Below are 25,170 nucleotides of genomic sequence, written 5' to 3'. Positions count from 1 at the left end.
CAATCAATCCATCCTCCATTTTTGCGCACTTTGCCCTCAAACCTCACGTACAAAAGCAAAGCGTCTTTATTTTGTTACGGCGTAAGGAGCATTCGTCCTGGCTGCATCATTCTCACATCTCAAGATCCACGTCATCCAGCATCTGTTCAAATACCTTGGAAATTGCCAGCAGTTCTTCATCGTCTTCCACCATCTCGTAGCTGGCTTCCTGGCTTCCTTCCTCGGAAACATCCTTCATAATGTAGGCATTTGCCTCATCGTCCTGTGAATCAGATACCAGCAGATAGGTGATTCCTGCAACTGTAGTCTGCTCTTCCACAAAAAATTCTATAATCCCGTCCTCGGATTCAAATTTAATTTTCTCCATTATTTTCTTCCTTACTCATCATATTACTTCTGTCCAGATATCCCTGTAAGATCAAAACCGCTGCCATCTGATCAAGATATTGCTTCCGATTCTCACGTCTGACGCCTGTCTCCATCAAAGTACGCTCCGCTTCTGCAGTTGTCAGCCGCTCATCCCACATCACAACAGGCAGGCCTGTTCTCTTCTCCAGCTTTTCTTTAAACTCAAGAGATTTCACAGCCCGCTCGCCTATGGTGTTATTCATATTCTTCGGATATCCAAGTACAATACGCTCAACCTGATATTCCGAAATCAGTTCTTCGATGCGTGCCAGAGTCTGGCGAAGCTTGTTCTCCTGCTTGCGCCAGACAGTTTCCACGCCCTGTGCGGTCAGTCCCAGAGGATCACTGACGGCAACGCCCACCGTCTTGGAACCGTAGTCTAATCCCATTAATCTCATAATCAGTATTCCCAGGATCTGTTCTTAATATACTCGGTCAGCAATTCCTCAACAAGTTCGTCACGCTCAACCTTCATGATCATGCTTCTGGCTCCCTTATGGCTGGTGATGTAAGTCGGGTCACCTGACATAATGTATCCTACGATCTGATTCACAGGATTATAGCCTTTTTCTTCCATTGCGTTATAAACCAGGTCCAGGATCTCTTTTACTTCCAGTTCCTGATCCGGTTTTGTTCTGAAATATTGTGTACTTCCCAGATTATTTTCTGCCATTTTTCTCACGTCCTTACGATTATTTCTTCTCTATTTTAATATAACTGCGGATAAATTACAATCCTATATTTTTGTTTCTCAAAAAACTGGTCTGGCCAAAGGTTACTGTTCACTCCGTGCCCAGTAACACGCTTCGCGATGCACAGAAATCATGCTTTGCATGATTTCGCGCCGCAATCCTCGGGTTTTCTGTGAACTTTGTTCACAAAAAACACCTCGCGGAATATTACCTATGAACAGTAACGGCCAAAGCGTCTGCAATTCACTTTATGCCCGGCGCCACGCGCCTCGATATACAGCAATTAATCATGTCAGTTTCCTTTTAGGTTTTATTCTGCATCTTCTCCCAAAAGGATATGCGGCTGTAAAAATCTCTCGACCTTTACTGTGAGCATATCATTTACCTGGTATTTCTCCTGCACAGGCACTGCAACCTTCACATACTCACGGGAATGTCCAAGGTAATAATCCGCCCCCTCGATCTCCACTTTTTCCTCAAGAAGCACTTCTGCTTTCTGTCCCAGAAGGGAGTTCTCATATTCTGTTGCCCGGATCTGGTGAAGCTCCAGCATTTTGTCACTTCGAACAGCCTTCACGGCTTCTGTGAGCTGACCGTCCATTGCGGCTGCCTTGGTGCCGTGACGGCGGGAATATTTGAAAATGTGAGTCTCATAAAAATGAATATCCTTCACGAAATCATAGGATGCCTGGAAATCTTCCTCACTTTCCATGGGAAATCCTACGATCACATCTGTGGTCAGTGCCGGATTGCCGAAATATTTGCGGAGAAGCTCACATCTTTCCTTGTATTCTGCGCTTCTGTATCTGCGGTTCATCCTCTCCAGAGTTGCATCGCAGCCGCTCTGCAGGGAAAGGTGGAAATGAGGGCATACCTTAGGCATGGCTGCCAGCTCTTTTGCAAATTCCTCTGTGACGATTCCAGGTTCTAAGGAACCCAGGCGGATTCTTTTGATTCCTTCCACCTCATTTACTGCCTGGATCAGGGACAGCAGGGTTTCTTTTTTGTCCTCCGGGAAATCCACGCCGTAGGAGCTTAAGTGGATTCCGGTGAGAACCACTTCTTTATAGCCCGCTTCTGCAAGCTTGTGCACTTCCTTTAAGATATTCTCTTTTTCCCTGCTTCGCACACGGCCTCTGGCATAGGGAATGATGCAGTAGGTGCAGAACTGGTTGCAGCCGTCCTGAACCTTGATGTAGGCACGCACATGCTCTGCCGTGCGGCTGATCTCCAGTTCCTCGTATTCCCTGGTCTGGTTGATCTTGATAATATGAGACTGGCGCTGGTGTTCTTCCTCATATTCAGAAAGAACCTCCACAATGTTTTTTTTCTGGTTGTTTCCAAGCACCAGGTCTACCGCCTCATCCTTTTCCAGCTTGCCCTCATCGGTCTGCACGTAGCATCCGGTGGCTACCACTACGGCATCCGGGTTCATCTTCTTCGCTTTGTGGAGCATCTGGCGGGATTTACGGTCTGCAATATTGGTTACCGTACAGGTATTGATCACATAAACATCAGCACCTGGCTCAAAGGGAACGATCTCGTATCCCGCCTGTTCCAGAAGCTGCTGCATGGCCTCTACCTCATAAGCATTTACCTTGCATCCAAGATTGTGTAATGCAACCTTTTTTTTCATGCTTTCCTCCAAAATCTGTAAATCTTTTATACAATTTAACTAATTCTTATACCAAATTTTCTCTTTTTTCACCTTGACTTTTATTCTGCCTACAGGTAATATGAGTACTGTAAAGCAATACAACAACTATTCAAGGGAGGTTATATCACAATGAAAACAGCAAAAATCTCACTTAACTCTATTGATAAAGTGAAAGCATTTGTAAACGAGATCAGCAAATTCGACTGCGACTTCGACCTGGTATCCGGAAGATATGTGATCGACGCTAAGTCCATCATGGGCATCTTCAGCCTGGATTTATCCAAACCGATCGACCTCAACATTCATGCTGACGGAGCTGCTCTTGACAGCGTTATGGAAATCATCGACAAATATACAGTTGAATAATCCATGATTCAATTGTGGGAGGAACTGGCGACAGTTCCTCTTTTCTTTTATACAAAAGTATATATACCCATCTCTTTTACAAATTCCCCGGACGGCGAACCGCCCGGGGGATTTTTTATTTACTGAATCTCAAGCACTTCTGTTGTTCGCAGTGCCTCTTCCATCAGTTCGTCGATTTTTCCTGCAAGCTTCTCCTCAGATTTCTGTATCACCTTCAGGTTCGGTTTGGTAACCGGATGCTTGGCAACGAAGATGGTACAGCAATCCTCATAAGGAAGTACGGAAGTATCATAGGTTCCGATTTCCCAGGAACGCTCCACGATCTCCTGCTTGTCAAAGCCGATTACCGGACGGTATACCGGAAGGGTACAAACTTCATTGGTAGCCGCAAGGCTCTGTAAAGTCTGGCTTGCCACCTGTCCGATGCTTTCTCCTGTGATCAGTCCAAGGCAGTTGTCCTGCTTTGCAAAATGCTCTGCGATCCGCATCATGTAGCGGCGCATGATAATAGTAAGCTCATCATGGGGGCACTGATCGTAAATATAAAGCTGAATATCTGTAAAGTTGACTACATGAAGCTTGATGGGTCCGCTGTATTTGGCAACCAGCTTGGCCAGGTCCACAACTTTCTGTTTCGCGCGCTCGCTGGTGTACGGCGGAGCATGGAAATAAACAGCCTCAATCTTAACACCGCGCTTGGCGATCATGTAGCCGGCTACCGGGCTGTCAATTCCGCCGGAAAGAAGAAGCATAGCCTTTCCGTTGGTTCCAACCGGCATTCCACCCGGTCCCTTAATGCTCTTTGAATATACATAGATTTTCTCACGGATTTCAACAGATACTGTCAGTTCCGGATCATGCACATCTACCTTTGCCTCCGGGAAAGCATTTAAGATGCTCTCACCGATCTTGGCGCTTACTTCCATGGAATTTACCGGATAGGACTTCTTGGCACGTCTTGTGTATACCTTGAAGGTTCCGCTGTAATCCGGATGTACGTTTTTCATGTATTCTACAACGTCTTCTCTCATCTTATCAAGACCCTGGTCCTCATAGATCACAACCGGGCAGATGTATACGATTCCGAAGACCGTCTTTAAGGCTGCCACAGCCTCGTCAAAATCATACTCTTCCGGGCAGAACACGTACACACGTCCCTGCTCCTTCACTACACGATAATCCCCTTCAATCTTGGAAAGAGCAATGTTCATCTGCTTTACAAGGGCATCTTCGAATAGGTATCTGTTCTTGCCCTTAATGGCTATTTCTGCGTATTTGATCAGAAATGCGTGAAATATCATTTCGTTTCCTCCTCTTAGTGTCTGGAATATCTTCTTAACATGGGAAGTACCTGTCCTAATACCTCCAGGCAGTAATCCACTTCCTCAAATGTATTTTCCTCTGAAAAACTAAAGCGCAGGGTGCTCTCCCTCTGGGCAGCTTCCATTCCCATAGCACTTAAGGTGCCGGCTGCCTTACGCTTATGGCTGGAGCAGGCGCTTCCTGCTGAAACATAAATGCCCCTGTCCTCCAATGTGTGAAGCAGAACCTCACTTCTTACGCCCATAAAGCTGGCGCTTAAGATCTGAGGTGCTCCTTCCCAAAGCTCCATGCCGTTGAGACGCACATCCGGAAGCTTCAAAAATCCCTCTGCAAGGTGCTCCTTCAGCTGGTACATATGTTTGATCTTTTCCTCAAAATCTGTGTATACCATCTTGGCAGCTACACCAAGGCCTGCAATTCCCGGCACATTGTCTGTACCGGAGCGCATTCCTGCCTGCTGTCCGCCTCCAAGGATCTGGGGTTGAACCCGCACCTTGTCATTGATGTACAAAAATCCAACGCCCTTTGGTCCGTGGATCTTATGGCTGCTTACGGAAAGCATATCGATTCCCAGCTTCTTCGGGTAGATCCGGTACTTGCCGAATGCCTGGATGGCATCTACATGGTAAAAAGCCTTCGGGCTTTTCTCATGAACAAGCCTGGCAATCTCTTCCACAGGCATCACAGCTCCCACCTCGTTGTTCACATACATGGTGGAAACCAAAATAGTGTCCTCGCGAAGTGCCTTCTCAAGAGCATCTAAGCGAACTACGCCTCTTTCATCTACCGGAACAATGGTCACCTCATAGCCCATCTGCTCCAGGCGCTCCACAGGCTGTCCTACAGCAGCATGCTCTACAGCGGTTGTGATAATGTGATTGCCCATTCTTTTGTTGGCTTCTGCTCCGCCAAATAGGGCCAGATTGTTAGACTCTGTTCCTCCGGAGGTAAAAATGATTTCTTTCTCATTGACCTTCAGAAGCCTGGCCAGTGTCTGTGCAGAATCGCGGACATATTTCTCCGCTTCCACGCCTTTCAAATGCATGGCAGAAGGATTGCCAAAATCCTCAGTCATGGTCTTCACTACAATGTCTGCCACTTCCTTATAACACCTTGTAGTGGCAGAGTTATCAAAATATGCTTCCATTTCTATTCGTCCTCTTTTTCCAGCGTAAACATCAGAATAGACAGCATGGTCATGCCTGCTGTCTCTGTGCGCAGGATTCTTTTTCCCAAAGTAACCGGCTTTGCGCCAGCTTCCATGGCAGCCTGAACTTCTTCCTCTTCAAAGCCGCCCTCCGGCCCGATGAAAATTCCCACAGACTGTCCCGGCTCTATAGCGGCCAGAATCTCTCTGGTTTCTTTCATGCCCTTGGCAAGCTCATAAGGGATCAGAAGCACATCCAGCTCTTTGGCAAAAGCGATGGCTTCCTTCCAGCTCATTGCCTTCTTCACTTCCGGGATCAGCATGCGCTTGGACTGCTTGGCTGCGCTTTCTGCGATCTGCTGCCATCTTGCAGTCTTTTTGGCTGCTTTCTTCTCATCCAACTTCACCACGCATCGCTTGGTTTCCACTGGAACCACGCTGTAGGCACCAAGCTCCACAGCCTTCTGAATGATCAGCTCCATTTTGTCCCCTTTGGGAAGTCCCTGGAACAGGTAAATACGGCTTGGAAGCTCATACTGGGGCTCCTGCGCATAAAGAATATGAAGGACTGCTCCCTCTTCCTCAAAGGCCTCTATGGTGCAGTGGTATTCCTTCTGGCCGCCATCGCTGATCCACACATCCTCACCAATACGCATGCGAAGCACATTTTTCATATGGTTCACATCCGGACCTGTCAGGGTGATGCGGTGTTCTTCTTCCTGAACCTGATACGGTTCCACAAAAAAGCGCTGCATAATTATTCCTTTCTTGCAGTTACAGATACCCATTCACCCTGATGTGTTACCTCAACCAGCTGAAGGCCTGCATCCTGAACTGCCTTTACCACTACCTCTTCCTTCACATCCAGGATTCCGGAGGTAATGTAGTATGCCCCTTTCTTCATCTGATTTACAATAACCGGGGTAAGAGGTACCAGTACATCAGCCAGAATGTTGGCTGTTACAATGTCGTATTTCTCATAGCCTACGGTATCCTGAACTTCCTTATCATCAATAATGTTGCCGATGAGCATATCAAAGGTCTCGTCCTTGATTCCGTTGGCCGCTTTATTATCTGCTACAGCTGGGATTGCACATGGATCCAGGTCAGTTCCTACCACATGGGCTGCTCCAAGCTTCAGCGCTACGATTCCAAGAATACCGCTTCCGGTTCCTACATCCAGCATCTGGGTATCCTTTGTCACAAATTTCTTCAGCTGACGGATCACCAGCTGGGTGGTCTCATGCATTCCGGTTCCGAATGCAGTGCCTGGATCAATGTGAAGGATCATTTTGTCCTTGTCCTCTTCCTTCACTTCTTCCCAGGAGGGAACGATCAGGATATCATCCACATAGAACTGATGGAAAAATTCCTTCCAGTTGTTGATCCAGTCCTTGTCCTCAGTCTGGGATTCGGTGATGGTGCCCTCGCCGATGTCCATGTATCCGCGCACTTCCTCCAGAACGCCGCGCACTCTTTCCAGAACAGGCTCCACCTCTGTATCCTCCTCCAGATAGAAATTCAGATAGGCAATTCCGTCATCTGCAGGACCTTCTGGCATAATATCCACAAACATCTGCTCCTTATCTGTCTCAGTAAGCGGCTGCTTGTCCTGAATCTCAACACCCTCCACGCCTACGTCTGCAAGTGCGGAAATGATCACATCCTCCGCCTCTGTTTTGGTTTTAATCGTAAAGCGATTCCACTTCATATTCATTCTCCAATCTTGATTGTTTTTATAAATTTGGGGAAAGCAATCCCCGTCATAAAATCTGTCATTCTTTTTTCCGGTCAAATATCTTTACCACCCAGTTATGCCGCTGCCCTTTCTGGTAGAATCTCCAGAAAAACTCTACCAGCACCAGAGCCAGAACCGCATCCACAATATAATGCTGTTTCAGAACCTGTGTGGATATAATAACCAGAACCGCAAACACCATGGAAAATTTCTGATACCATTTTGGAATAGCCGAAGACCCTGCCACACCTTTCCAGCACATCCAGCTTACATAGCAGTGAATAGACGGGAAAAGATTGGAAGGAGCACTTCCTCCATCCAGGGCATAGACCAGAAGAAGTACCTTCTGGGAGATGGTATCTCCTGCGATCTCCGGCCTGATGTTGGTGGTCGGTACCAGAATAAAAATCAGAAAACAAATCAGATGAATAGTCAGATCGGTTGCAACAAACCGGTAAAACATGTCCTTTCCCCGTCTTGCCGCCAGCATATAACCAGCAGCCCAGAACGGAAAAGCCAGAATATAAACCCACACAAAGCCAGGCAGTAAGGGAACTGCCCTGTCAAATGCCATTGTAAAATCATAATGATACCGACTGGCTGTAAGGGCGCTGCTTCCCCAGTAGATCAGGCAATTCACTGCCAGGATCGTAACAAGAGGAGGAATGGCCCACAGCGGCAAAAATCTGTTTAACACATCTTTTTTCTTTGTTTTCATGCAAAACTCCTTTCCGGATTCTTGCGTCTACTCTCTAATATACAATAAGTAACAAAAAAAGAAAAGAGGATATCTCCCCTTTTCTTTATTCTTTTATGGAAAAAGTCTGTTTTTTACTCTTCAAAGGTCTCTTTTAATTTGTCCATGAAGCTTTTTTTCTTTTTCTCGGACTTCTCGGAACCATCTGATGTGCCGCCTGCAGGACGGTTTCCGCATGCCTCATCAAATTTGCGAAGTGCTTCCTTGGCTTCCTCATTCAGATTGGTCGGTACCTGGACAACCAGTGTAACATAGTGGTCACCGCGGACATTCTTGTTGCGAAGAGACGGAACACCTTTGCCCTTCAGACGGATTCTGGTATCGGTCTGGGTTCCCGGTTTCACCTCATAGAGCATTTCACCGTCTACTGTGTTCAGCTTCACTTCACCGCCAAGTGCTGCCTGTGCATAAGTAATTGGTGCAGTAGAATAAATATTCATATCCTGTCTCTGGAAAATCGGATGGCGTCCTACATTTACTTCTACAAGAAGATCTCCTCTTGGGCCGCCGTTTGTTCCTGGCTCGCCTTTATCACGGATACGGATGCTCTGGCCATTGTCAATACCAGCCGGAATGGATACCTTGATCTTCTTGCGGTTGGAAATGTATCCGGTACCGCGGCAATCCGGACATTTGTCCTTGATGATCTTACCGGAACCATGACAGTCCGGGCACACCTGTACATTACGTACCATACCGAACATGGACTGCTGGGTATAGACGATCTGTCCCTCACCATTACATTTCGGACAGGTAACTGGTGAAGTACCAGCCTTGGCTCCAGTTCCATGACAGGTGGTACACTCATCCTTCAAAGTGATCTCAAGCTCTTTATCACATCCAAATACAGCGTCCTCAAAGGTGATGTTCACACGCGCACGCAGATTGGCACCTTTCATAGGGCCATTGTTGGCACGTCTGCGGCTTCCGCCGCCTCCGAACAAATCTCCGAAGATATCTCCGAAAATGTCACCCATATCAGAACCGGAGAAATCAAAGCCTCCGAAGCCTCCTGCTCCGCCACCGCCTCCGTTTTCAAAAGCAGCGTGGCCAAACTGGTCGTACTGTCTTCTCTTGTCCGGGTCACTTAAGATGCTGTAAGCCTCTGTTGCCTCTTTGAATTTTGCTTCAGCTTCCTTATCTCCCGGATTCACATCGGGATGATACTTCTTGGCAAGCTGACGATATGCTTTTTTTAAGGTAGCCTCATCAGCGTTTTTGTCAACGCCTAAGACTTCGTAGTAATCTCTTTTATCAGCCATGATTTCTTTCTTTTCCTAACGTCTTCATTTTGCTGTCACCAACGGGCGACATATCCTTTTAGTGTCTTCTACCGCCATTGCCCGGTCATGAAAACTCACGGCCGGGCTGCTGGTTCCTGTTCCAGAATTCCGGAACTTTACTTATGAAATTATTACTTATTAAACTTCTTTGTAGTCAGCGTCTACAACATCATCGCCGTAGCCTGCTTCATTTCCGCCCTGGGAAGCTCCGCCCATGTCCGGTCCGGCCTGACCAGCGCCGCCCTGTGGGTTCTGTGCCTCATACATCTTTGCGAAAAGCTTCTGAGCACTTTCCATCATCTTCTCCTGAGCTGCTTTGATCTCTGCAACCTGAGCATCGCCAAGATCTTCTGTATTTGTATATTTTGCAAGGATATCTTTTAATGCATTTAAGTCAGCCTCTACAGCAGCCTTATCATTTGCATCAAGCTTGTCGCCTGCTTCCTTCAGTGCATTCTCAACCTGGAATACCATGGAGTCTGCATTGTTCTTTGTATCAATCGCCTCTTTACGTTTCTTATCCTGAGCTTCGAACTCAGCAGCTTCCTTAACAGCCTTGTCGATTTCGGACTCGGACATGTTGGAACCAGCTGTGATTGTGATGTGCTGCTCTTTACCTGTTCCAAGATCCTTAGCAGATACATTTACAATACCGTTGGCATCGATATCAAATGTAACCTCGATCTGCGGAACACCACGACGTGCTGGCGGGATTCCATCCAGACGGAACTGTCCAAGGGACTTGTTGTCTTTCGCGAACTGACGCTCACCCTGTAATACGTTGATGTCTACAGCTGTCTGATTGTCTGCTGCTGTGGAGAAGATCTGGCTCTTCTTGGTCGGGATTGTTGTGTTTCTCTCGATCAGACGGGTTGCAATACCTCCCATTGTCTCAATAGACAGGGAAAGCGGAGTAACATCAAGAAGAAGGATGTCACCTGCACCAGCCTCACCGGAAAGCTTACCGCCCTGGATAGAAGCACCAAGTGCAACACACTCATCTGGGTTCAGGGCCTTGCTTGGCTCTTTGCCTGTCAGCTGTCTTACTTTGTCCTGTACAGCCGGGATACGTGTAGATCCGCCAACCAGAAGTACCTGGCCAAGATCTGCATTGGTAAGACCTGCATCAGAAAGTGCACGGCGTACCGGCTCTGCTGTCTTCTCAACAAGGTCATGTGTAAGTTCATCAAATTTTGCTCTTGTAAGGTTCATATCAAAGTGCTTCGGTCCCTCAGCTGTTGCTGTGATGAATGGCAGGTTGATATTGGTTGTTGTTGCGGAAGAAAGCTCTTTCTTTGCTTTCTCAGCAGCTTCTTTCAGTCTCTGAAGAGCCATCTTATCGTTGCTTAAGTCAACGCCCTCAGTTCTCTTGAACTCGGAAAGCATGTAGTCTGTGATTCTCTGATCGAAGTCATCACCGCCAAGACGGTTGTTACCAGCTGTTGCAAGAACCTCGATAACGCCGTCACCGATCTCGATGATGGAAACATCGAATGTACCGCCGCCAAGGTCATAAACCATGATTTTCTGCTCTTTCTCATTGTCAAGACCATATGCAAGAGCTGCTGCTGTAGGCTCGTTGATGATACGCTTTACATCAAGACCTGCGATCTTACCAGCATCTTTGGTTGCCTGACGCTGAGCATCGTTGAAGTATGCAGGAACTGTGATAACTGCTTCTGTAACAGACTCTCCAAGATATCCTTCTGCATCTTTTTTCAGTTTCTGAAGGATCATAGCGGAAATTTCCTGTGGGGAATATTTCTTGTCATCGATTGTTACACGGTAATCTGTACCCATCTCTCTCTTGATGGAGGAGATTGTTTTCTCTGCGTTTGTTACTGCCTGACGTTTTGCAGGCTCACCTACCAGACGCTCACCTGTCTTTGTAAATGCTACAACTGACGGTGTTGTTCTGGATCCTTCTGTATTTGCGATAACGGTTGGCTGTCCACCTTCCATAACAGCTACACAGCTGTTTGTTGTACCTAAGTCAATACCAATGATTTTTCCCATGATAATTTTCCTCCTGTTTCAATCTATGTTCTGAAATTCGTGAATGTCTTAATGAAGTTCGATTCACTAAATTCGGTCTGCGCCTGCGGCTTGCCCTCATTAAGTGAGATCGAACGACCTCGCACTAAGTTTAGGCTTCGCATTCTGCTCGCCTTCACTAAGTTGCTTTCGGTCAGTTAGCAACCTTTACCATGCTGTGTCTTACAACGAAATCCTTGTAAGTGTATCCCTTCTGGAATTCCTCAACAACAATGTTCTCGCCTACGGATTCGTCTTCCACATGCATGACTGCGTTGTGCAGATTCGGATCAAAATCCTTGCCTACAGCTTCGATCGGCTTCACACCCATCTCATCGAAGGCTGTCATCATCTGCTTGTAGATCATCTTCATGCCTTCTGCAAATGGATCATCCTCCGGTGCCTGTGCAAGACCTCTCTCAAAGTTATCCACGATAGGAAGCATTTTCTCAACGATGTCCTTGGCACCGATGATGTACATGCTGGATTTCTCTTTCTCCGTTCTCTTACGGTAGTTATCGAATTCCGCCATGCTGCGCTTCAGTCTGTCTGTAAGATCCTCGATCTGCTGTTCAAATTTATCTTTCTCTTTTTTCTTCTTGCCGAAGAAAGAAGTTTTGGTCTTGGTTTCCGGTTCTTTCTGAGATTCTGCCTCTTCTGGCTGCTGTTCCGTCTCTTCCGGAGCAGCTGTATCATCAGAAGCTTCCTCTTCTGCTGCCTGGGCTGTATCTGCTGCCTCTTCTTCGCTTCCGTCAGTTACCGGAATGTCAACTGCTTCTTCCTGTACTTCGGCTTCTTTATTCATTTCTTCTGACACGCTTTCAACCGCCTTTCTAGGTTTTCTTATTTACCATTTCATCAAGCTGGACTTTTAATTTCTTCAGGCTGTCCACCACATTCTCATAATCCATTCGCTTGGGACCAATGATTCCAATGGTTCCCCGCATTCCATCTCCAAGCTCGTAGGTGGCTGTCACCACGCTGCAGTCCTTCATGGTCCGCACCGGAACTTCATCTCCGATGTATACCTGGACTCCTGTGTTCTCCGAATCTCCCATTTCCCCACGGACCATATCCGCAAGTTCCTGTTTGTCCTCGAAGGTGGAGATCAGCTCGCTGGCTTTGGATGTGTCTGCAAGCTCAGGATACTTGAATATGTTGGTTGCTCCTGACGTATATACTTTCATATCTTCCTCATCCACATGGATGGTAGCTGCAACTGCGTCCAGCACATTTGCAACCACACCGCTGTGGCTTCCAGCCTGTTCCTTCAGTCTGGCGATCATGCCAAGATTGATGTCCTGAATGGGAACACCGTTCAGGTTGGTGTTAAGAAGAAGATTCAGCTTCAGGATCGTCTGGTCATCCATCTCCTCTTCAATATCAATGATCTGGTTCCGGATGACGTTGCCTTCACATACAACTACGGCAATCAGCTGCCGCTCATTCACACGTGAAAGCTGTATGAACTTCAGGGTGCTTCCTCTGTACTGAGGAACGGCAACCATGGTCGCGTAATTGGTATTATTGGCAAGGACCTTGGCCACCTGCTTCAACACCTTATCCATCTTGTCTGATTTCTCAATCATCATATCACGGATTTCTGCGATCTCAGCTTCCTTCTCCCTGGTAAGCTCATCTACATAAAGGCGATAGCCTTTATCTGATGGAATTCTTCCGGCTGAGGTGTGGGGCTGTACAATGTAGCCCATATCCGTCAGGTCGGACATCTCATTTCGGATCGTAGCAGAGCTGACATTCAAATCCGGATACTTGGAAATGGTTCTGGAACCTACCGGCTCACCTGTTTCCATATAAGTCTTGATGATTGCTTTCAGTATTTTCCGTTTGCGCTCATCTAATACTTCATCCATGAAATATCTGCTCCTTTCTGAAAAGCGGACGGTCAAACCTGATTTCTATTCCCGTCTGGCTTCTTCGAATCCTTTTGTTAGCACTCATTATTTAGGAGTGCTAACATCTATGCTCTTAAGATACACCTCAACATTCTTTTTGTCAATATTTTTTACAAATTTTTTTCATCTTTTTTGATAGTTTTTACCTTAGAGTGTGTTTGAAAAAGGCTTTCTGCAAGATGTGCGTCACAATTTGTGGGAGATTTTGCCCGGATGAGGGCGTCGTAGCGGGCTACGACAACCGAATTCGGGTGAAATATACCGCAAAGTGGGGCGTGCAGATTGCAGGAATGATTTTTCAAACAGGCTCTAGAGCATGTAGATCACGAGAACACTTTTTTTGCACGCTCTGACAAACAGCAAAAAAGATGTCAGGGAAATACCTTCTGCCCCAAACCTGGGACAGGGATTTTTCTCTGACATCTCATTTGCTTTATTTGCTGTAGTTTTCCAGGTAATCCAGGATCGCCTCCGGCTCATCCAGAAATACCACCAGATCTAATATGGAAGAATCCATAAACTTCTCCCTGGCAGTATATTCCAGCAGTTCCTTCATCCTGTCATAATATCTGTCAATATTGTAGAGGACAATGGGCCTGTCGATCCGGTTCAGGCTTTTCAGGGTAAAGATCTCGAAAAATTCTTCATAAGTACCGATTCCTCCGGGCGCTACAATAGTGGCATCTGATTTTTCTTCCAGAAGCTGCTTGCGCTCCCGCATGGTCTCGGTAAAAATAAATTCCGTGCATTTCTCATACAGTACCCCGGGCTGGTCAAAAAAGCGGGGCGCAATTCCAAGTATGTATCCATTCTCTTCTGACACGCCTCTGGCTGCTGCTCCCATCATTCCGGTGGCTCCGCCGCCAAACACCAGTCCATGGCCCCGTTTTCCCATGGCTCTTCCAAGCTCCTGTGTTTTTTCATAATAAATGTCCTTCAGCTGGGCACTTGAGGCACCATATACGCAAATATTCACACTGTCGTCCTCCCTTACTTTTTCCCTGCGGCATAACCGTCCACTTCTTTTACAGGTGGACGCTTTGCAATGCGCAAAACAGTTACTACAAAACTTACACGATTCACGCATCAATGTCAAGAAAACAGTTGTTTTTTCCTTCATGGTGCTGTCTTGCAGACAAAATATCCTTTTAGATTCCCATTACCCCGCAGAATATCATATTCGCCACACCGCACAGGACCATTACAAGAATGGGGTTCATTTTAAATTTCCGAAGGAGCACCAGGGCTGCCCCGAAAAACACAACCATTCGGATGCAGACATTTTCCCGGACAAGGTCTATGGTTCCGCTGATAAAAAAGGCAGAAACCAGAATGGTCACTCCTGCTTTGGCGATCATTGCCACAACCGCCGGGCGAAGGGATGCCAGTGTTCCCTGCAGGAGAGACATATTCCGGTATTTCGTGTAAATATATGCCAATAAAGTTACGATTATGCAGGAAGGCAAGATGCAGCCAAGGGTCGCCACAACCGCACCGCCCGGGCCTGCAATCTGGGTGCCTACAAAGGTGGCGGAATTCACTGCAATGGGACCCGGCGTCATTTCCGCAATGGTCACAAGATCGGTAAACGCTTCCATAGACAGCCATCCATGTAACGTTACCACCTGTTCCTGTATCAGCGGCATAGCCGCATAACCTCCGCCGAAGCTTAAGGCGCCGATCTGAAGAAAGCTTAAAAACAGCTGAAGATAGATCATCGTTTTTTACCCTCCTTCAACAGTGTCCGCACAAATCCAAATGCAGCTACGCCCAAAATAATGAATATAATATTCACATTCAGAAAATAGCTGACGCAAAAGCTGGCGATCATGATCACAATGTTGATCCAGTCTTTTGATTTCACCACGTTTTTGCCCATGTCATATACCACGGAAATGATGACTGCGCCCACTCCGGCGGACATTCCCTTTAACAGCGCGGCAATATAATAATTGGAACGAAATGCATCATAAAATACAGAGATCAGGGACAGGATCACCATAGGCGGAATGATAGCCCCCAGCACGCACATCAGCATGCCGGGAATCCCTCCAAGCTTATATCCTACTACAATTGCCCCGTTGACTGCGATTGCTCCTGGAGAAGACTGGGCAATGGCCACCAGATCCAGCATTTCGTCCTCATCGATCCAGTGGTACTGATCCACAAATTTCTCCTTCAGGAGGGTTACGATCACGTAACCGCCGCCAAATGTAAAGGTGCTCAGGTACAGGGAAGCGAAAAACAGCTTCCGCAGTACATAGCCCTTATCTTTTTGTTTTTCATCCATTTCCAGTCTTCCTCCGTGACTTTATATTCACAGGTTAGCAGCATCCGCATCCGCCATGGCGGTGTCCGTATTCATCCATGCAGTCTTCCTCAGGATTTTTCATGCAAAGATGTACAGCTGATTTCTTAAAGGTCATAGGCAGTGCCAGAATGTTAGGATTCTCGCCTACAAATTTCTTCTTGGCATCTTCTAATGCTTCCTCGAAGGTCTCCCGGGTCTTCAGTCCCATTCCTCTTGCATAGCCCGGCTCCTGTGCACCAACCAGATAGATGGCGCTGGTGTTCATCTCCGCAATATGTCCGCAGGCCATCATGGAAAATCCGTGGAACGGATGGAAAGCATTGCAGAAACGGTATTTGCGGATGTACTCTTCGTTTGTTCCGAAATATTCACCATAACGGTTCATATCCGGCAGAATATTCATATGGTCATGCTGGAACATCTCATACTGCTCTCTTAAATACGGCCATAATTCATCGTGGAAATATCCGTTGCAGATGGAGGAACAGATGATGACGCAGTGGTCGCTCATAACTCTCTTAAAACGCAGAACCTGTGCGCTCAGCGCCTGCATCAGCATGATGGGGTTGGTTCCCATTCCATCACCATAGTGGAATTTCTGAGGCATTCCAAATACCAGAATATCATATTTTTTCTCAGCCCAGTGTACATAGGTACGCTTATCTGCAATCTTCCAGCTGATAGGCATCATCTCTTTGGCATAGCCGGAATAGATGGCGATCTGTCTGGAGCAGGTATCCAGAACTGCATCGCAGCAGAAGAACGGATGTCCCATTTTCTCTTCCATATGCATGCTGATCTCATTAAATTTATCGCGCATCAGGCTTCCGCCGTTAACCGGGGTAAAATCAGGTCTGTGCATAACAGACGGAACGTGGTGGCTTGCAATACATCTCCAGTTTGTAATTCCGGTTGCGCTGTGCTTGTAGCCGCCGGAATATCCGCCATATGGATTTCCCTGTACATGTCCGATCAGGATTGGCAGGTCGCATTCGTACACATATTTGTTCATGTATACCGGATCTCCCCTGTGGGTAGTTCCAAGGTACACCATATGTTCCTGATCCTCGCTGTCATGGCTGATGATCTGTCCGCTGTGCCAGAATTCGTCAAACAGCTCTTTTCCGAAAATAGCTTTTACATCGGACTCCTTGCTTCTTGGATGAAGGCCGTTGGAAATAATGAACAGGATATCCTTTTTCTCCACGCCTGCTTTATAAAGCTCCTGCAGAATATATTTGATGCTCATCTTTCTGTGGCTGGTAGGCTGCTCGCCGCCTTTTACGCGGTCCGGCACGATAATGGTAACAGTAGTTCCCTTGTGCGCCAGTTCTGATAAGGTAGGCATTCCGATTGGATGTGCCAGGCTGTCAAGATAAGCCTCTTCCAGTTTATCCTCCGGGATATAATCCGGATCCGGCACAGTCTCACCTGGAATAAAAATATCCGTATTATCCGGAAGCTCTGCTGTCATGGTTCCCTGTCCATATTCAAAATCAATTTTCATATTCTTTTTCTCCAATCTGATTGTTCTGTGATTTTTATTCTCCAAGATATAACTGAATAATTTCCAGATATTCCTCCGGGTAGTAACCAATTTCGCCCTGGAAGCGTGTCAGTGCGATCAGCCCTCCGTCAATTTCTGGGATGGATGCCAGCATTGCCGCATTTGCCTGTTTCAGGCCGCCGCCATACACAATGTCCATGCCGCCAGTTTTTTCTTTTACAAAGCGGGCAATCTTGGTGATATATTCTTTGTCTGCCGGAGTTTTGCCTGGACCAATGGACCAGATTGGCTCATAAGCGATCACAACCCTGGAGGTATCCACATCCTTCAGACCGATTTCCAGCTGTTTTCCAAGAACTTCCTGCCAGCGATCCTGTTCCTCGCTTTTTTCACCGATACAGTATAACACACTTAAGCCTCTGTCAATAGCGCATTTTATTTCCTGGTTCAAAAGACGGTTTACCGCGTCCGTGTCGGTAACGCCGGCCTCTGCCAGGATTCCGCTTTTGTCATTTCGTTCTTCGCAGTGTCCGATAATGGTAGTCTCACAGCCGGCTGCTTTCATGGCAGCTGCAGGTCGGTTAGTGGTAAAGGCACCGAAATTGCCGCCAACAGCAGTATCCATGCGGTAAACACCCTGGCAGCCTACTTTTACCGGGCTTCCCGGGGTTTTTGCTTTTGCAGCTTCTAGAAGGTGGATCTCAGGAAAATACATTCCGAATTCAACCTTTGCAGGATCGTATTTCTTCAGCTCTTCCTGGGTATTTTTTACAATAAAGCTGCCCCATTCCTCCACTGGTGCGATCCGGTTTACGCCGCCAAGCTCCACTGGTACGTCAAATCTTTTTAAGTTCAGATATATATGCTTCATGGTTTTCGTTCCTTTCTGTCAGATTCCGGCTTTTTTGTAGCGTTCTGCCATTTCATCCAGAGTTGCAAGCTCTACCTTCGGAGCCTTTCCATAACTGCCGAATTTCACGATCAGGGTACCTACAACCTCTTTTACACCATCCTCGATACACTGGCAGATCCGTGCCACATCCTCATCTGGAACATTTCCATACATGACTGTGTCCATGATCGGGGTGATAAACACTCTCGGGTCAAAAGCTGATTTATTCTTTTCCAGAAGTTCATAAATGGCGCCTACAGATGCACTATTTCGAAGGGCTGCATCTCTTGCAAAAAGCTCCTTCATATTTCTGGTTACTGCCAGACGGATATCGGTATCTACATTGATCTTGTTGATTCCGCAGTGTCCTGCCTCAATCAGCTGGTTGGCATCGATTCCATATGCGTTGGTGATCTCGCCGCCAAGTGCATTGATCTCATCTACAATGTAGCGGGGAACTGTGGAGGAACCGTGGCTGACAAGATATCCTTCCATGCCCTCGTGGCGCATGCATTCTTTAATGGCAATTGCGATTTCCTTGCGGATCACTGCGTTTTTGCCTTTGTTTGCGCCGTGCATGGTTCCGTAGCTGATTGCCAGGGCATCTACTTTTGTTTTACGGAAAAATTCAATAGCGCTTAAAGGATTGGTGTAGGTGCTGTTGGCTGCAAATACGTGGTCTTCCACCCCTGCAAGCACGCCCAGCTCACCCTCTACGGTAACGCCGCGCTCATGGGCATATTTTACAACCTCTCTGGTCAGCTCCACATTCTCGTCAAAAGGAAGGGAACTTCCGTCGATCATAACACTGGTATAGCCGCCTTCAATTGCTGCAATACAGGAATCCATATTTCTTCCGTGATCCAAGTGAAGTGCAATGGGAATCCGGCTGTCTGTTCCGTATTTCTTTACTGCTGCCGCAATGTTCTTCGCTCCTGCTTTCTTATCCTCCAGGGTTGCATTGGCAAAATCTGTTCGGCCGCCCATAAATCCGTTTGCAAGATCTGCTCCCTGGAGAATTGCCGGGCTTCGGAACATTTCATGCACATTAATCACTGCTTTTGCCTGGCATACAGCATTTACATTAAATGCACCCTGTGCATAATCGTTTTTGTCTGCTGCATCCAGAATTGCTCTCATTGGTACTAACATTTTCATTTCCTCCACTTTTTAGTTAAAAGATATCATTCTGGGCAGATCACCTCCAAGAAGAGGCCTGCACCATTCCTTAAATGCTTCTGTCACTTGGTTTCCTTCCGGATTAATATAGGAATCCGGCATTTTGTGCTCATACATCATAACCCTTTCGATATCAGCCAGAAATGGCTTCATAATATAAGGCTCTGTGGAAACACGCTCAAATGCCACCATCTTTCCGGTTTCGCCTTCCATAACAGCCCTGCAGGCAATTTCTCCTGCCAGCTGTGCTTCCTTTAGGTCAACCGGGCTTTGCAGGCAGATAGAAGCTCTTCCAAGAAGTCCCGGTTTTTCCCCTCTTGCCTTGTAGCCAAGCTTTTCGATTACCAGATTGGCAAGATGGGCGCTTACATCTCCAAAATAAGTTGCTCTTCCAATCTGAAAGATGGGCTTTACAACAGGTTTGCCCTCTTTATCTTTCAGGCCTTCGCTTGCCACCACCACAATACCGCTTTTTTTCTTAAGAAGGGCTTTTACATCTTCCAGATATTTCTCCTCATCAAAAGGACGTTCCGGCAGGTAAATAAGATCCGGGCCTACACCGTCCTCATCTGCTGCCATTGCGGCTGCCGCTGTAATCCAGCCTGCGTTTCTTCCGGAAGCTTCTATTACCACTACATGAATGGGAAGTCCTTTTACATCCTGGCACACTTCCTTTACACTCTGGGCAAGATAACGGGCTGCACTTCCGTAGCCGGGACTGTGGTCCGTCACGGCAATGTCATTGTCCATGGTTTTGGGAATGCCCATTACCCCCACTTCGATTCCTTTTTCCAAGCAGGTTTTGTATAATTTTCCGCAGGTGTCCATGGTGCCGTTTCCACCGTTAAACAGAACATAGCGGATGTGATGTTTCTTTAAGATTTCTGCCATCTTCTCATATTCCGGCTTTTCCAATTGGTCTCTTGATGTGCCGATGGCACTTCCCGGAGTCTGTAAAAGAAGCTTCAGCTTCTCTTCTTCCACATTTGTAAGGTCGATCAGTTCTTCCCGAAGAAGTCCTCCGGTTCCGTTTCTGGCAGCATAAATATGCTGAAGCTGTGGATATTTCCTAGCTTCTGTCACAGCCCCGTACAGGGATCCGTTAATCACTGCCGTGGGACCGCCGCCGTGTACGATCAAAATATTTTCTTCCATAGCGTTCCTTCCATTTATATATTCGAATCCTCTGAGGTGACTTTTCTTCCGCCTACGAAGGTATCAAAAACTTCAAAATCCGGATCCAGCACCACAAGATCCGCGTCCATTCCATCTGCAATAAAGCCTTTATGGTCTGCAATTTTGATCAGGTTTGCCGGGTTTTCCGTAAGAAGGGGAAGGATTTCTTCCAGGCTCTTTCCTGTAAACTTCAGAAGATTCTTAAGGGCAACATTCTGGGTCAGGGTACTTCCTGCCCGGACGCCGTTTTCTGCCAGTTTGGCATCTCCGTCTTCCACTACCACATCATTGACCCCAAGCTTGTATTTTCCATCTGGAAGACCGGCTGCCATAATGGAATCCGTGATGGCAACCACACGGTCCAGACCCTTCACCTTCAAAAGAAGCCTTACGGTTCCCGGATGAAGATGTCTGCCGTCGCAGATTGCCTCGCAGTAAATATCCGACTCCAGCGCTGCTCCCATGATTGCAGGAAAATGCTGATGGAGAAGCTTCATGGCGTTAAAGGTGTGGGTACAGCTCTGTGCACCCTTTCTTATGGCATCCCAGCTGGTTTCATAATCTGCGCCGGAATGGCCGATAGCTACTGTAATTCCAAGCTTTCGTATTTCCGGGATCATATCCGGAATTCCCTCTACCTCCGGGGAAACTGTAATGTAGCGGATCGCGCCTTCTGCGCGCTGCTGATATTCCTTCAGAAGAGGAAGATTCGCCTTCTGCAGAAGATACTCCGGCATAGCCCCCTTATATTCACTGGATAAGAAAGGCCCCTCCAGATGGATTCCAAGAAGATTGGCTCCTTTTTGTTCCATTTGCTGGTGTTTTTTGAACTCATCAATACAGCGGCAGGTCTGTTCCTTTGTATCCGTAAGCACAGAGCACAGCCAGGAGGTGGTTCCATTTCCTGCTGCGAAACGGCAGATTTTCTCATAATCCTCTGCGGTTGCGGCATTGACGTCCACGCCAACTGCGCCGTGGGTATGTACATCAATAAAGCCTGGGACGATTTTTTTCCCGGCTGCATTGTAGATGTGCGCTCCTTCTTCCGGACGGGTATCTGGTGGAAGGACAAAAATACGTCCCTCTTCCAGCTTTAATGTTTTTTTCAGAAAGCGATGCTCCATATACACATCGCCGTTTACAAGGTACCAGGTCATATTTCGCCTCCACTCTTTCTTTGCTTTATTCCGGCAGATTTGCTACAAATTCTGTGAATTTCAGATTAATATCCGGGTGATCCTGAAGAAGGCTGACCGGAAAATGTGCTGTCTTTTCGCCGTATGCGGCATGTCTTACCACACTTCTGTGCCAGTCGCGGAAGCAGCCAAGACGGATTTTTCTTGCATGTGCAATCTCATAAATTCCAATTGTAATACAGTAATGAGGCATGTCATCCAGGGCACCGTTCAGATCTCCGATAGAATTGACAGCTCTTGTCTCCCTGGAAATCTCCAGTACTCTTGTGTGCTGTGCCAGAAATTCTTCCGGGCTCATGGTATCAGAAGCTTCATTAAAAGCTACATGTCCGTTGATTCCAATTCCGCCAAAGCAGATGTCTACACCGCCAAGCTGCTGGATCACATCCTCAATATGGCCTAAATTTTCCGGATCCGGGAAAACTCTCTGTTCCTCTGGCATCACCAGCTCCGGTTTGATCTTTGTATAAACAGTCCTGTCCATAAATCCGCGGAAGCTTAAAGGATGGTCCTTTGGAACCCACTTTTTGTCATCGGTAAGATACTCGTCCATGTTGATGAACCATACATCTTTCAGACTGATATTCTGCTCATTGACCATTTCTACAAAATAAGGATACTGGCCAACCGGTCCAACCGGGCAGATAAATACCGTTTTCTCTCCAAGAGCATTTTTCCGTTTGATTTCTTCCACCATTTCCTCTGCCATGGAGCGAAATACGGCAGGATTGTCTTCCATTACGATCAGCGGGATTTTGGGATTTTTCAGTAATTCTTCTTTGTTATAGTAATAATATTCGTGTCTCATAATTACCTCTTTCTTTTTCTGTGAGATATTGCCATTGAAAAAATGAAACCCTGCGGAACAAACTTTCGCAGTTCCACAGGGTTCATTCCTTCCTAAAATATTATTCAGCTAATGCTTCCTTCATTAAGTCAAACATTACATAGTTCTCAAGCGGAACCTCTTCCTCTACATCACCGCTGTCGATGAACATCTGCTGCTGTCTCTGATAGTAATCGGAAATTGTTCCATCTTCCAGACCAGTTCTAATATCGTCTGCGCTGAACCAGGTTGCGTCGTTTGTCTCAACCATGCATGCGTCTACATCTTTTGCACACTGTTTTGCGTAAAGACCAACTGCATATTCCCAGTTCTCAGGCTGTGATGAGAATTCCATAGCTTTGTAAAGAGCTCTGCTGAATCTTAACAGAATATCCTGGTTCTCTTCTGCATAGCTTGGCAGGCAGATCCAGCTGGAAAGGTTTACAGAGTTTGTTGCGAACTCTAATTCAACTGCATCTTCGTTGTTCTCAAGAATCTGGTTGCTGTATGGGTTCCATGCGAAGCATGCATCTACAGAACCGGATGCCATAGCTGCTACCATGTTGGTTGCATCCATTTCGTATGCGTCAATGTCATCAATTGTAAGGCCTGCTACTGCAAGAGCGCCGTTTAATGCGGTCTCAGAAGAAGAACCTGCTGTGTACGCTACTTTCTTGCCTTTTAAGTTTGCAAGATCATCTGTAGAAGTTACATCTGAGGAAGGAAGAACGATCACACGGTCTGTGCTGTGTACAGAGCTTGGTGCAAAGATCTCAGCCTGTCCCTTGATGCAAAGCTTATGAGCTCCATGTCCGATATAAGCAAGGTCAATGCTTCCGCCCTCCATTGCTGCGATCTCAGATGGGCCATCTGCAAACTCCCAAAGCTTGATCTCAATGCCTTCTTCTTCGAAGTATCCTTTGTCCATTCCTGTAAGAACAGACCACAGAGATGCGTAGTTCGGCATGTAAGCAACGTTCAGTTCCACTTTCTCCGGTGCAGCATCCTCTGCCTCTTCTGCAAATGCCGGTACAGCTGCCATAGATCCAGCCATAAGACCTGCCATAAGTAACGCTGCTGCTTTCTTAAAGAATCCTTTCATATAAAATATCCTCCTTTTTATTTTCCTTATTTTTAATTTTCTTATTTACTTTCTTACCTCAAGGAACTCTTTGTAAACCTCGTTCCAGATTTCTGCTTTGAGTTCCAGGAATCTTGGATCGGATTTGGTTTCCTGTGTTCTCGGATAAGGAATGTCAATGTTCACGATCTTCTTGATTCGTCCCGGGCGGGCACTCATGATTACAACACGCTGTGCAAGAATGATTGCCTCGTCTACATCGTGTGTAATAAAGAAGCAGGTCTTCTTCTCCTGTTCCCAGGTATTCAGAAGCTCTGTCTGAAGCTGTACCCTGGTCTGTGCATCCAGTGCTCCAAAGGGCTCATCCAGAAGAAGCACTTCCGGGTTGGCTGCATAAGCTCTTGCAATTGCCACACGCTGCTTCATACCTCCTGACAGCTCCTTTGGATAAGAATGCTCAAACCCTTCCAGGCCAACTGACTTGATGTATTTTCTTGCAATCTGCTCTGCCTGATCCTTGGGAACCTTTTTCATTTCCAGTCCGAACATAACATTTTTAATTACGGTTCTCCATGGGAAAAGTGCATACTGCTGAAATACAACTCCTCGTTCTACTCCGGTTCCCTCAATGGGTTTGCCGTCCAGGTATACGTTTCCGCTGGTAGGCTCTAAAAGTCCTGCGATAATATTCAGCATTGTGGACTTGCCGCAGCCGGACGGGCCGACTACGCAGATAAACTCATTTTCCGCAATGTCAAGATTAACGCCGTTTAATGCGATCATCTTGCCCTTGGAGGTATCGTACTCCTTATATACATTGTCAATTTTCAGCTTTACTGATTTATTGTCTCCTGCCATCTCGTTAACTTCCTCTCTATAATGTCAACAACCTTTACTAAAATAAGTCCAATGATACCAAGCAAGATGATGTACATCAGCATTGGTGCAGATTCAAAGGAATTGGAAAGAGAACGGATTCTCATTCCGATACCAGCCTGTGCTCCTGTAGACTCTGCTGCAAGCAAAGTAGTAAGGGCTGCTCCAAGTCCAAGTCTGACAGCGGTGATAATAAATGGAACAGTTGCCGGACAGATAATCTTGGTAAAAATCTGGAAATCGTTGGCTCCAAGCACTCTTGCAGCCTTGATCAGGGTTACGTCAATGTTTCGGATTCCCTGATAAATGGTAATACTCATAGTCATAAAGGTGCAGATCCAGATCAGGATGATTGCTGGCTTCTGTCCAACACCGAATGTGATGACCAGAAGCGGCGCATATGCCAGAGCCGGAATGTTACGGATAAAATTGATCCATGGCTCGATGATCTTCTGAACCGGTGTGTACCATGCCATCAGAAAAGCAACTGGAAGGGATGTGATAAAGCCAAGACCAAATCCTGCTCCCACGCATGACATACTGCTTGCAATATCCTTGAAGAACGCGCCTCTGTCGATCATGGTCTTCACGGAAGGAACTACCTTGTCCGCAAATGGAAAGCTTCGTCCGGTAGCCTTTCCAAGGGACAGCAGATACCATACAAGCATTGCAGCCAGAAACGAAATCAGCAGCCATACCTTATTGCTGATCACGGATTTCTTCTTTTTCATGTTCTCTAACCTCCATTTTCGTTCTTTGTTTTTTCAGCCTTTTTTCGTTCACATGTGTTAATTGCAATATATAA

At 46.7% G+C, this 25,170-nt stretch carries 28 protein-coding genes; 2 read left to right on the top strand and 26 right to left on the bottom strand.

All coding sequences use genetic code 11. From position 1 onward, the window contains the following. Window positions 1–112: 112 nt before the first annotated feature. From H8S54_RS05575 to mtaB, 4 genes are all read right to left on the bottom strand, one after another. Window positions 113–367 carry a DUF1292 domain-containing protein gene (locus H8S54_RS05575; RefSeq protein WP_021925015.1) on the bottom strand — a complete coding sequence of 85 codons (255 nt, stop codon included), beginning with the start codon at window positions 365–367 and terminating at the stop codon, window positions 113–115. Then, window positions 354–806, bottom strand: a complete 453-nt coding sequence (gene ruvX, locus H8S54_RS05570) for a Holliday junction resolvase RuvX (protein ID WP_021925016.1) — start codon at window positions 804–806, stop codon at window positions 354–356. The genes H8S54_RS05575 and ruvX overlap by 14 nt, the downstream gene beginning before the upstream one ends. 2 nt (window positions 807–808) lie before the next feature. Then, the gene (locus tag H8S54_RS05565) at window positions 809–1,081 is read right to left on the bottom strand and encodes an IreB family regulatory phosphoprotein (RefSeq protein WP_021925017.1); all 273 of its coding nucleotides are present in this window, start codon (window positions 1,079–1,081) and stop codon (window positions 809–811) included. A gap of 329 nt (window positions 1,082–1,410) precedes the next feature. Continuing rightward, the gene (gene mtaB, locus H8S54_RS05560; protein ID WP_021925018.1) at window positions 1,411–2,736 is read right to left on the bottom strand and encodes a tRNA (N(6)-L-threonylcarbamoyladenosine(37)-C(2))-methylthiotransferase MtaB; all 1,326 of its coding nucleotides are present in this window, start codon (window positions 2,734–2,736) and stop codon (window positions 1,411–1,413) included. 150 nt (window positions 2,737–2,886) lie between these two features. On the opposite strand from mtaB, the gene H8S54_RS05555 reads away from it, so the two are divergent. Next, the gene (locus tag H8S54_RS05555; RefSeq protein WP_021925019.1) at window positions 2,887–3,123 is read left to right on the top strand and encodes an HPr family phosphocarrier protein; all 237 of its coding nucleotides are present in this window, start codon (window positions 2,887–2,889) and stop codon (window positions 3,121–3,123) included. Window positions 3,124–3,242: 119 nt separating this feature from the next. Here the strand turns inward: H8S54_RS05555 and thiI are convergent, their stop codons facing one another. The 10 genes from thiI to H8S54_RS18820 form a co-directional block, all read right to left on the bottom strand. Further along, window positions 3,243–4,424 (bottom strand): tRNA uracil 4-sulfurtransferase ThiI, encoded by a 1,182-nt coding sequence (gene thiI, locus H8S54_RS05550; RefSeq protein WP_117850496.1) that lies wholly within the window; start codon window positions 4,422–4,424, stop codon window positions 3,243–3,245. A gap of 14 nt (window positions 4,425–4,438) precedes the next feature. Continuing rightward, a complete protein-coding gene (locus H8S54_RS05545; protein WP_186901068.1) occupies window positions 4,439–5,593 on the bottom strand; it encodes a cysteine desulfurase family protein in 1,155 nt (384 codons plus the stop codon). Between the two features lie 2 nt (window positions 5,594–5,595). After that, window positions 5,596–6,348 (bottom strand): 16S rRNA (uracil(1498)-N(3))-methyltransferase, encoded by a 753-nt coding sequence (locus H8S54_RS05540; protein ID WP_021925022.1) that lies wholly within the window; start codon window positions 6,346–6,348, stop codon window positions 5,596–5,598. A 2-nt stretch (window positions 6,349–6,350) separates the two neighbouring features. Beyond that, the gene (gene prmA, locus H8S54_RS05535) at window positions 6,351–7,304 is read right to left on the bottom strand and encodes a 50S ribosomal protein L11 methyltransferase (RefSeq protein ID WP_021925023.1); all 954 of its coding nucleotides are present in this window, start codon (window positions 7,302–7,304) and stop codon (window positions 6,351–6,353) included. Window positions 7,305–7,368: 64 nt separating this feature from the next. Continuing rightward, on the bottom strand, window positions 7,369–8,049 hold the full coding sequence (locus tag H8S54_RS05530; RefSeq protein ID WP_186901067.1) for a phosphatase PAP2 family protein: 681 nt from the start codon (window positions 8,047–8,049) through the stop codon (window positions 7,369–7,371). Between the two features lie 113 nt (window positions 8,050–8,162). Next, window positions 8,163–9,350 carry a molecular chaperone DnaJ gene (dnaJ, locus tag H8S54_RS05525; RefSeq protein ID WP_021925025.1) on the bottom strand — a complete coding sequence of 396 codons (1,188 nt, stop codon included), beginning with the start codon at window positions 9,348–9,350 and terminating at the stop codon, window positions 8,163–8,165. A gap of 159 nt (window positions 9,351–9,509) precedes the next feature. After that, a complete protein-coding gene (gene dnaK / locus H8S54_RS05520; RefSeq protein ID WP_117850503.1) occupies window positions 9,510–11,387 on the bottom strand; it encodes a molecular chaperone DnaK in 1,878 nt (625 codons plus the stop codon). A gap of 172 nt (window positions 11,388–11,559) precedes the next feature. After that, entirely contained in the window at window positions 11,560–12,210 is a 651-nt protein-coding gene (gene grpE / locus H8S54_RS05515; RefSeq protein ID WP_117850894.1) for a nucleotide exchange factor GrpE, read from the bottom strand. Window positions 12,211–12,238: 28 nt separating this feature from the next. Beyond that, the gene (hrcA, locus tag H8S54_RS05510) at window positions 12,239–13,279 is read right to left on the bottom strand and encodes a heat-inducible transcriptional repressor HrcA (RefSeq protein ID WP_186901066.1); all 1,041 of its coding nucleotides are present in this window, start codon (window positions 13,277–13,279) and stop codon (window positions 12,239–12,241) included. A 152-nt stretch (window positions 13,280–13,431) separates the two neighbouring features. Next, window positions 13,432–13,581, bottom strand: a complete 150-nt coding sequence (locus H8S54_RS18820; RefSeq protein ID WP_317259440.1) for a DUF6783 domain-containing protein — start codon at window positions 13,579–13,581, stop codon at window positions 13,432–13,434. Between H8S54_RS18820 and H8S54_RS18815 the strand changes: the two genes are divergently transcribed. Next, complete coding sequence (locus H8S54_RS18815) at window positions 13,513–13,674, top strand: DUF6783 domain-containing protein (RefSeq protein WP_317259441.1); 162 nt, start codon at window positions 13,513–13,515, stop codon at window positions 13,672–13,674. The genes H8S54_RS18820 and H8S54_RS18815 overlap by 69 nt on opposite strands. Window positions 13,675–13,754: 80 nt before the next feature. Here the strand turns inward: H8S54_RS18815 and H8S54_RS05505 are convergent, their stop codons facing one another. From H8S54_RS05505 to H8S54_RS05450, 12 genes are all read right to left on the bottom strand, one after another. Beyond that, window positions 13,755–14,297: an LOG family protein gene (locus tag H8S54_RS05505; protein ID WP_021925568.1), complete on the bottom strand. Its 543-nt coding sequence runs from the start codon at window positions 14,295–14,297 to the stop codon at window positions 13,755–13,757. Window positions 14,298–14,469: 172 nt separating this feature from the next. After that, window positions 14,470–15,039 (bottom strand): chromate transporter, encoded by a 570-nt coding sequence (locus H8S54_RS05500; protein ID WP_186901065.1) that lies wholly within the window; start codon window positions 15,037–15,039, stop codon window positions 14,470–14,472. After that, window positions 15,036–15,611: a chromate transporter gene (locus H8S54_RS05495; protein WP_021925566.1), complete on the bottom strand. Its 576-nt coding sequence runs from the start codon at window positions 15,609–15,611 to the stop codon at window positions 15,036–15,038. The genes H8S54_RS05500 and H8S54_RS05495 overlap by 4 nt, the downstream gene beginning before the upstream one ends. A 34-nt stretch (window positions 15,612–15,645) precedes the next feature. Beyond that, window positions 15,646–17,139, bottom strand: a complete 1,494-nt coding sequence (locus H8S54_RS05490; RefSeq protein ID WP_021925565.1) for a lactate racemase domain-containing protein — start codon at window positions 17,137–17,139, stop codon at window positions 15,646–15,648. Between the two features lie 34 nt (window positions 17,140–17,173). After that, complete coding sequence (locus H8S54_RS05485; protein WP_021925564.1) at window positions 17,174–18,010, bottom strand: triose-phosphate isomerase family protein; 837 nt, start codon at window positions 18,008–18,010, stop codon at window positions 17,174–17,176. An 18-nt stretch (window positions 18,011–18,028) separates the two neighbouring features. Next, on the bottom strand, window positions 18,029–19,183 hold the full coding sequence (locus H8S54_RS05480; protein ID WP_021925563.1) for a class II fructose-bisphosphate aldolase: 1,155 nt from the start codon (window positions 19,181–19,183) through the stop codon (window positions 18,029–18,031). 18 nt (window positions 19,184–19,201) lie between these two features. Continuing rightward, entirely contained in the window at window positions 19,202–20,365 is a 1,164-nt protein-coding gene (locus tag H8S54_RS05475; RefSeq protein WP_117850515.1) for a diphosphate--fructose-6-phosphate 1-phosphotransferase, read from the bottom strand. Window positions 20,366–20,379: 14 nt separating this feature from the next. Then, window positions 20,380–21,543: an N-acetylglucosamine-6-phosphate deacetylase gene (nagA, locus tag H8S54_RS05470; protein ID WP_117850518.1), complete on the bottom strand. Its 1,164-nt coding sequence runs from the start codon at window positions 21,541–21,543 to the stop codon at window positions 20,380–20,382. Between the two features lie 25 nt (window positions 21,544–21,568). Next, a complete protein-coding gene (locus tag H8S54_RS05465; RefSeq protein WP_117850520.1) occupies window positions 21,569–22,390 on the bottom strand; it encodes a sugar phosphate isomerase family in 822 nt (273 codons plus the stop codon). A gap of 100 nt (window positions 22,391–22,490) precedes the next feature. Continuing rightward, a complete protein-coding gene (locus H8S54_RS05460) occupies window positions 22,491–23,510 on the bottom strand; it encodes an ABC transporter substrate-binding protein (protein WP_021925559.1) in 1,020 nt (339 codons plus the stop codon). Between the two features lie 45 nt (window positions 23,511–23,555). After that, window positions 23,556–24,347 carry an ABC transporter ATP-binding protein gene (locus H8S54_RS05455; protein WP_117850523.1) on the bottom strand — a complete coding sequence of 264 codons (792 nt, stop codon included), beginning with the start codon at window positions 24,345–24,347 and terminating at the stop codon, window positions 23,556–23,558. Beyond that, on the bottom strand, window positions 24,323–25,096 hold the full coding sequence (locus H8S54_RS05450; RefSeq protein WP_021925557.1) for an ABC transporter permease: 774 nt from the start codon (window positions 25,094–25,096) through the stop codon (window positions 24,323–24,325). Before H8S54_RS05450 ends, H8S54_RS05455 begins: the two co-directional genes overlap by 25 nt. Between the last annotated feature and the right edge of the window lie 74 nt (window positions 25,097–25,170).

It is taken from the genome of Blautia segnis (genome assembly GCF_014287535.1).
Classification (GTDB): Bacteria; Bacillota; Clostridia; order Lachnospirales; family Lachnospiraceae; genus Blautia_A; species Blautia_A acetigignens.
This window is presented reverse-complemented; position numbering and strand designations above follow the sequence as displayed.

Excerpts from the sequence above, each read along its gene's own strand:
- H8S54_RS05575 (WP_021925015.1), bottom strand. The coding sequence starts at position 367 with ATGGAGAAAATTAAATTTGAATCCGAGGACGGGATTATAGAATTTTTT.
- ruvX (WP_021925016.1), bottom strand. The coding sequence starts at position 806 with ATGAGATTAATGGGATTAGACTACGGTTCCAAGACGGTGGGCGTTGCC.
- H8S54_RS05565 (WP_021925017.1), bottom strand. The coding sequence starts at position 1,081 with ATGGCAGAAAATAATCTGGGAAGTACACAATATTTCAGAACAAAACCG.
- mtaB (WP_021925018.1), bottom strand. The coding sequence starts at position 2,736 with ATGAAAAAAAAGGTTGCATTACACAATCTTGGATGCAAGGTAAATGCT.
- H8S54_RS05555 (WP_021925019.1), top strand. The coding sequence starts at position 2,887 with ATGAAAACAGCAAAAATCTCACTTAACTCTATTGATAAAGTGAAAGCA.
- thiI (WP_117850496.1), bottom strand. The coding sequence starts at position 4,424 with ATGATATTTCACGCATTTCTGATCAAATACGCAGAAATAGCCATTAAG.
- H8S54_RS05545 (WP_186901068.1), bottom strand. The coding sequence starts at position 5,593 with ATGGAAGCATATTTTGATAACTCTGCCACTACAAGGTGTTATAAGGAA.
- H8S54_RS05540 (WP_021925022.1), bottom strand. The coding sequence starts at position 6,348 with ATGCAGCGCTTTTTTGTGGAACCGTATCAGGTTCAGGAAGAAGAACAC.
- prmA (WP_021925023.1), bottom strand. The coding sequence starts at position 7,304 with ATGAAGTGGAATCGCTTTACGATTAAAACCAAAACAGAGGCGGAGGAT.
- H8S54_RS05530 (WP_186901067.1), bottom strand. The coding sequence starts at position 8,049 with ATGAAAACAAAGAAAAAAGATGTGTTAAACAGATTTTTGCCGCTGTGG.
- dnaJ (WP_021925025.1), bottom strand. The coding sequence starts at position 9,350 with ATGGCTGATAAAAGAGATTACTACGAAGTCTTAGGCGTTGACAAAAAC.
- dnaK (WP_117850503.1), bottom strand. The coding sequence starts at position 11,387 with ATGGGAAAAATCATTGGTATTGACTTAGGTACAACAAACAGCTGTGTA.
- grpE (WP_117850894.1), bottom strand. The coding sequence starts at position 12,210 with ATGAATAAAGAAGCCGAAGTACAGGAAGAAGCAGTTGACATTCCGGTA.
- hrcA (WP_186901066.1), bottom strand. The coding sequence starts at position 13,279 with ATGGATGAAGTATTAGATGAGCGCAAACGGAAAATACTGAAAGCAATC.
- H8S54_RS05500 (WP_186901065.1), bottom strand. The coding sequence starts at position 15,039 with ATGATCTATCTTCAGCTGTTTTTAAGCTTTCTTCAGATCGGCGCCTTA.
- H8S54_RS05495 (WP_021925566.1), bottom strand. The coding sequence starts at position 15,611 with ATGGATGAAAAACAAAAAGATAAGGGCTATGTACTGCGGAAGCTGTTT.
- H8S54_RS05490 (WP_021925565.1), bottom strand. The coding sequence starts at position 17,139 with ATGAAAATTGATTTTGAATATGGACAGGGAACCATGACAGCAGAGCTT.
- H8S54_RS05485 (WP_021925564.1), bottom strand. The coding sequence starts at position 18,010 with ATGAAGCATATATATCTGAACTTAAAAAGATTTGACGTACCAGTGGAG.
- H8S54_RS05480 (WP_021925563.1), bottom strand. The coding sequence starts at position 19,183 with ATGTTAGTACCAATGAGAGCAATTCTGGATGCAGCAGACAAAAACGAT.
- H8S54_RS05475 (WP_117850515.1), bottom strand. The coding sequence starts at position 20,365 with ATGGAAGAAAATATTTTGATCGTACACGGCGGCGGTCCCACGGCAGTG.
- nagA (WP_117850518.1), bottom strand. The coding sequence starts at position 21,543 with ATGACCTGGTACCTTGTAAACGGCGATGTGTATATGGAGCATCGCTTT.
- H8S54_RS05465 (WP_117850520.1), bottom strand. The coding sequence starts at position 22,390 with ATGAGACACGAATATTATTACTATAACAAAGAAGAATTACTGAAAAAT.
- H8S54_RS05460 (WP_021925559.1), bottom strand. The coding sequence starts at position 23,510 with ATGAAAGGATTCTTTAAGAAAGCAGCAGCGTTACTTATGGCAGGTCTT.
- H8S54_RS05455 (WP_117850523.1), bottom strand. The coding sequence starts at position 24,347 with ATGGCAGGAGACAATAAATCAGTAAAGCTGAAAATTGACAATGTATAT.
- H8S54_RS05450 (WP_021925557.1), bottom strand. The coding sequence starts at position 25,096 with ATGAAAAAGAAGAAATCCGTGATCAGCAATAAGGTATGGCTGCTGATT.